5 protein-coding genes are annotated in these 4,516 nt (G+C 28.2%); all 5 read right to left on the reverse strand.

Annotation, left to right across the window (positions count from 1 at the left end; genetic code table 11):
- Positions 1-961: NFACT family protein (locus tag Q0370_RS06610; RefSeq protein WP_299573700.1), on the reverse strand; the 961-nt coding region annotated here is incomplete at its 3' end.
- Positions 962-984: 23 nt separating this feature from the next.
- Positions 985-1,647, reverse strand: a complete 663-nt coding sequence (locus Q0370_RS06615) for a MarR family winged helix-turn-helix transcriptional regulator (protein ID WP_147004826.1) — start codon at positions 1,645-1,647, stop codon at positions 985-987.
- Between the two features lie 161 nt (positions 1,648-1,808).
- Entirely contained in the window at positions 1,809-2,441 is a 633-nt protein-coding gene (gene rpe, locus Q0370_RS06620; protein ID WP_299573707.1) for a ribulose-phosphate 3-epimerase, read from the reverse strand.
- 59 nt (positions 2,442-2,500) lie between these two features.
- Positions 2,501-3,355 carry a ribosome small subunit-dependent GTPase A gene (gene rsgA / locus Q0370_RS06625; protein ID WP_299573709.1) on the reverse strand — a complete coding sequence of 285 codons (855 nt, stop codon included), beginning with the start codon at positions 3,353-3,355 and terminating at the stop codon, positions 2,501-2,503.
- Between the two features lie 121 nt (positions 3,356-3,476).
- The gene (locus Q0370_RS06630) at positions 3,477-4,427 is read right to left on the reverse strand and encodes a PASTA domain-containing protein (RefSeq protein WP_299573711.1); all 951 of its coding nucleotides are present in this window, start codon (positions 4,425-4,427) and stop codon (positions 3,477-3,479) included.
- Between the last annotated feature and the right edge of the window lie 89 nt (positions 4,428-4,516).

Genomic DNA, 4,516 nt, shown 5'->3' on the forward strand with positions numbered 1-4,516 from the left:
GCATATTTGCCGCCAAAATATCTCCAATATTTTTATATTTTTCAAAGTTTTCATTTTTTTTCAAGTCAACTTTTATATTTTTTTCAATTTTTTTGAATTTTTTTATTTGAGAGTCAACATATTTTAGCAAGTTTTTCTTTTTTTCACTAATAACATTGGAAGTAATAGTTGTTTTAAAATAAGCGTTTAACCCATCATTTAAGGTTTCAAAATATTTTCTGCTATTTTCTAAATTTATATTTTCCTTTTGGCTAAATTCAGAAAATTCGTTGTAAGTTAGCACTTTTTGAATTTTTTCACGATTTATGATTTTATACATTACAGGATTATAGCTGGATAAATATTTTTTGAAAGTATCATAATCTTGTGAACACTCTAGTGCAAAAGCACGTCCTACACCTTCAATTTTTTCCATAAAAGATTCTGTTTCAAATGGAAAATTTTCAGCTTCCAGATATATAGGTGAAATCTTTTTTTCTTCAAATGGCAACGTGTATTTTGCACCAGTCATAATAACACGGTTCCCAACATCAATTGAAGTAAAATAAAGCGCAGACAAAATTTTGTCCTTGCTAGTCAGAAAAATATTGCTTGCTTTTCCCATAATTTCAATAATTAATGTATATTTTTCAACATCTCCAAACTGATTTAACTTCTCAAAGTCAAAATAAACAATCCTGTCAAAACCTTCTTGTCTGATATTTATCAAAATTGAATTTTGTAGATATTTTTTTAATGACAATAAAAATTTTGACTGAAAATCAGTATTTGGATCTTTTTCATCTTTTAAATAAAAAATAGTTGAATTGTCTTTTACTTGAAAAATTAAGTTATTTTTTCCAAAAAAGAGTGAAAATGAAACTCTGTCATATTGGAAAATTTTTGTCAGTTTATATCGTAATATTTTTTCTTTTATTTCTTTTATCAAAAATGAAATCCCAATTCCATCTAAATAAAGCATATTTCACTCCCTTTCTACAACTTTTAAAGCGTATTTTTCCTAACCATAATATTTTCTGCATCCTCAATATTTAAAACTTTTTCATCCCCATCAACAATTAAAGTTATTAAATATTTATCAATATTTAAAATTTTTATAAGTGATTTTATCATAACGCCTTTTTCGTTTAGGTATTTTCTAATTGCAGTACTTCCTTTGATTGAAGAAACTTGCACTAAATCATTTTTTTCAAAATTTAAGATTGATTCAGGTTGAATGTCTTTTTTGACTTTATCTAGATTTTTTACGATTGTTTCAAAAACTTCGATAAATGTGTCCAGTTTTTTTTGCGGAATATCGTCTGTGATTTTTTCTAGAATGTTTGAGTGAAAATCTCCGTGATAGTTTAATGCAACTTTTCCTTTTGAAGTTAGTTTTACAAAAACTTTACGTCTGTCAATATCTGAACGATAGCGTTCTAAAAATTGCTTATCAGTCAGCTTGTTTACTGCAACTGAGGCAGTTCCCATTGTAATGCCCAATTTATCAGATAATTCATTCATTGTAATTTCATTTTCTCCAATAGCTTCAATAATATGAAGCTCAGATGTAGTTAAACATTTAATTACCTGATTTAAATTTATTTCTTCAATTTTGTAATATGTTTTATAAAATTTATCTAATAGATTTTCTATTTTTTCATACATTTTAACTGTTCCTTTCTTCTTTTATTTGCAATTTTTTATTTTATCTGTTTTTTCATATTTTTTGCATTTAACCTCTTTTAATATCTAATAGATAGATAAATAATTTTAGGATTTGAATAAAGCAGACATAATTTTTGAGTTTAATTTAAGATACTTTTACATTATTTCAGGGAATCAATTTTTTCTTTATAATTTCCACTAAAAATATAGGAACCTGCAACCAGCACATTTGCCCCAGCTTCTTTTACCAGCTTAGCAGTTTTATCATTTATTCCGCCATCTACTTCGATATCAATGTTTTTGTTAATTTTTCGCAAATCTTTTATTTTTTGAATCATTTCAGGAATGAATTTTTGTCCGCCAAAACCGGGATTTACAGTCATAATTAGAACCATATCAATGTTATCCAGGTCATATTTTATAACATCCAGCGAAGTAGATGGATTTAATGCAACACCTACTTTTTTTCCGAAAGATTTTATTAACTGGATTGTTCTGTTCAAGTGCTTTGTAGCTTCGGCATGGATTGTGATTATGTCTGAAAATTCAGCAAAATCTTTTATTAAATAATCTGGTTCGTTTACCATCAGATGTACATCAAACACAAGGTTGCTATGTTTTCGTAAAGATGAAATGACAGGAGCTCCAAAGCTGATATTTGGAACAAAATTTCCATCCATAACGTCTAAATGCAGATATTCTGCTCCGAGTTTCTCCACTTCTGTGATTTCTTCCTTTAGCTTACTAAAGTCTGCGGCAAGCAGCGAAGGTGCTATTATAATTTTTTTATCCATAAAAAATCAACTCTTTTCTTTTTTCTTTAATTAAATATTCTTAAATTAAGTGTCAGGTTTTAGGTATACTTTGAAAACCGTATATTTTCAAGCGAGTATAGATAAAAATCATACCGTTCTTTTGAAATATTGCCATTTTCTAAATTTTCCTTAATCGCACAATTTGGCTCATTTACGTGAATGCAATCTCGAAATTTACAGTCAGGAATAAATTCGAGAAACTCTGGAAATAATTTTTCCAGTTCTTTTTTTTCTTCCAGCTTAGGAAAATCAAGTGTTGAAAATCCTGGCGTATCTATTATGTATGAATGTGGAGCTGGCATAAAAAATCGACTTTCTATCGTAGTATGTCGTCCTTTTTTAGTTTTCTCGCTAATATCGTTTGTAGTTAGTATTTCTTCTCCAATCAAAGTGTTAATAAGCGTGGATTTTCCAGCTCCCGACGGTCCTGAAATTACAACAGATTTTTCATTTATATATTGCTTCAATTTTGTGAGACCGATATTTGTTTGTGTAGAAATTGGAAAAACAGAAATTGTATCTCTAAAAATTTTTCTAAATTTATTTAAAAATTCTTCCAGCTCTTCTTCTGAAACTAAATCAATCTTGGATAAGATTAGTATAACTGGAATGTTTTGAGAGTTTGCATTTAAGAGCATTTTCTGAAAATTTATAAAATCAAAATTTGGGCTTTTTATTGCAAAAAGAATACCGATAAAATCAATATTTGCAATAAGTGGACGATACAAAAAGTTTTTTCTTTTTTCAATTTTTTCAATAACTTTTTCCTTTTTATCGAATTCTACACAGTCTCCGATAATACAATTCATTTTATCATTTTTCACTTTTAAAGTTCCACGTAATTTACATTCATAAATATTTTCTTCATTCAAATTTTTGGAATTTTCATCCAAAACATAGTAAAATCCTTTTATTTTTCTAATAACTTTTCCTTTAATAAAAATATTTGGGAGAAATTTTAAAATAAAAATTCAAAATAACTCCCATCTCCTTTCTAAATTTTTCTTATTTTAGCTATTCGTCACCATTATCTCCACCGCTGGAATTGTTATTTCCGCCACCTTGTGTATTATTACGTGGAGGAGATTGTGTGTTTCCATTATTTTTCTGTTCAGAACCTTGCTGATCTATTTTGTTAATTGTGTTATCAATGATTTTCTCAATTTCTTGATTATCTATTTCTTCTTGAGACTGGTTGATAATTTCCTCAGTTGATTTTTCGCGTTTTTTCGGAGCAGCTCCAGTATTTAACACAATTGATATTTTCTGTCCTCTCTGAATCTTCGTTCCAGCTGCAGGATCTGTAGAAATAATCGTATTTACAGGCAATGTTGGGTCACTTGTACGTGAAATATTTCCAATATCAAGTCCAATTTGTTTTAACAATTCTCTCGCATCGTTTAAGTCAAGTCCTGTTATATTTGGCATAACTGACGGATCTACCATTTGCTGTGAAGAAACCAGTATTGAAATTTTTTGGTTAATTTCAAGTTTTGTACCTGGTTTTGGATAAACTCCTAAAATTGTATTATATTTCTGGTTAGATGGATAATAATCAATTGTTTCTATTTGAATATTTTGCCCTTTTAACCGAGATCTTGCTTCAAGTAGTTCTAATCCAATAATATTAGGGACTTTTACATCTTCTCCATTATTTACCCAGATTCTTATAACTCTGTTTACTTTAACTTCCTTACCTGGACGTGGATCTTGGTTATAAACTGTATCCAGTGGTACTTTTTCTGTTTTGGAATTAATAACTTTGACTTTCAACCCAGCTTTTTTCAAATATTTTACAGCATCCTTCTTGTCAAGGTTCATAACATCAGGAATAACTGTAAGCCTAGTGTTAAAAAAATGACGTTCAAAAACATCTTTTCCAAATCTTATTAATGCCACTAAACAAAGCAGTACAATAATAGTTCTAAAAAATTTTCCATAATTAAATTTATATCTTGTGGCCATTTTTCACCTCATTATTTTTATTGTTAATTCTTTACTCTATATAATATCATAAATATTGAAAAAATGATATAAATTTATTTTTTTAGATT

Origin of the sequence: uncultured Leptotrichia sp., from assembly GCF_938036635.1 — a bacterium.
GTDB lineage: Bacteria > Fusobacteriota > Fusobacteriia > Fusobacteriales > Leptotrichiaceae > Leptotrichia > Leptotrichia hongkongensis.

Coding starts and splice junctions, on each gene's coding strand:
- Q0370_RS06615 (WP_147004826.1), bottom strand. CDS start 1,647: ATGTATGAAAAAATAGAAAATCTATTAGATAAATTTTATAAAACATAT.
- rpe (WP_299573707.1), bottom strand. CDS start 2,441: ATGGATAAAAAAATTATAATAGCACCTTCGCTGCTTGCCGCAGACTTT.
- Q0370_RS06630 (WP_299573711.1), bottom strand. CDS start 4,427: ATGGCCACAAGATATAAATTTAATTATGGAAAATTTTTTAGAACTATT.